The 1233-nt window shown below is 67.6% G+C and carries 2 protein-coding genes; both read left to right on the forward strand.

The window, feature by feature from the left end; translation table 11 throughout:
* Nucleotides 1-789, forward strand: a 789-nt coding sequence (locus tag AB0H32_RS48390) for a phosphopantetheine-binding protein (RefSeq protein WP_361136144.1), incomplete at its 5' end; no start/stop codon positions are given.
* Nucleotides 790-853: 64 nt separating this feature from the next.
* Nucleotides 854-1233 (forward strand): beta-ketoacyl synthase N-terminal-like domain-containing protein (locus AB0H32_RS48395; protein WP_361136146.1); only part of this gene is annotated, 380 nt, incomplete at its 3' end.

Genomic DNA, 1233 nt, shown 5'->3' on the forward strand with positions numbered 1-1233 from the left:
GCCGGTGAGCTGACGGAGGCCGACTGGCAGCGGATGAGGCGGCAGGGCTTGCTGCCGCTCTCCGACGCCGACGGGCTCGCGCTGCTGGACGCGGCAGCTGACCGGACCGAACCGCTGCTCGTGGCAGCCCAGTTGGATCTGGCGGCGGTGCGCCGTGCGGGGGAGGTCAAGCCGCTGCTGTCCGTCCTGGCCCGTGGCACTCGTGCCAGCGCTCCCGCCCGCCGCACGGTGGGAGAGCCCACCGCCGACGGCCAGAACGTCCTGGCCGAGCGCCTTGCCGGGGTGAGCCCGGCCGAGCGGCAGGAAGCCCTGCGGGACATGATCGCCGCGCAAGCCGCACTGGTCCTGGGCATGTCCGGGGTCGACGGCATCGATGCGGAGCGCTCGTTCCGCGATGTCGGCTTCGACTCCCTGACCGCGGTGGAACTGCGCAACCGGCTGAACAACGTCACGGGACAACGCCTGTCCGCCACAGCAGTGTTCGACTACCCAACCCCGACCGCCCTGGCCGATTTCCTGGCACAGGAGATGTTCGGGTCGGTCGACAAGGAGACCACCGCTCTCTCGGCCTACTCCGGACTCGACAAGTTCGAAGCGTCGCTCACCGAGATCATGGGCGACGACACCGCCCGGGCGCGGGTCACCGCACGGCTCAAGGACATTCTGTCCGTGCTGAGCGATGCCGGCGGATCCGGCGAGGCCGACAGTGCTGACTCCGTCGCCGACAGGATCCAGTCGGCCAGTGACGACGACATGTTCGACTTCATCGACAACCAGCTCGGGATCTGAGTACGCCGCCGTACCACCGTGCGTAATGCCGTACCACCGTGCGCAATGAGGAAGGCGTCATTGGATGGCGAACGAAGACAAGCTTCGTGACTATCTCAAGCGGGTCACCACCGATCTGCACCAGACCCGGGAACGCCTGCGTGAGGTCGAGAGTCGCCAGCAGGAGCCGGTGGCCATTGTGGGGATGGGGTGCCGTTTCCCGGGTGGTGTGACGTCTGCGGAGGATTTCTGGGCGTTGCTGTCCTCGGGCGGGGACGCGGTCGGTGCGTTCCCTGCGGACCGTGGCTGGCCCGCGGACGTCTATGACCCTGATCCGGAGGCGGCGGGCAGGACCTACTCGAACGAAGGCGGGTTCCTTTACGACGCGGGTGAGTTCGATGCGGGTTTCTTCGGGATCAGTCCGCGTGAGGCTGTGGCGATGGATCCGCAGCAGCGGTTGCTGCT

The organism is Streptomyces sp. NPDC020362, from assembly GCF_040642095.1.
Classification (GTDB): domain Bacteria; phylum Actinomycetota; class Actinomycetes; order Streptomycetales; family Streptomycetaceae; genus Streptomyces.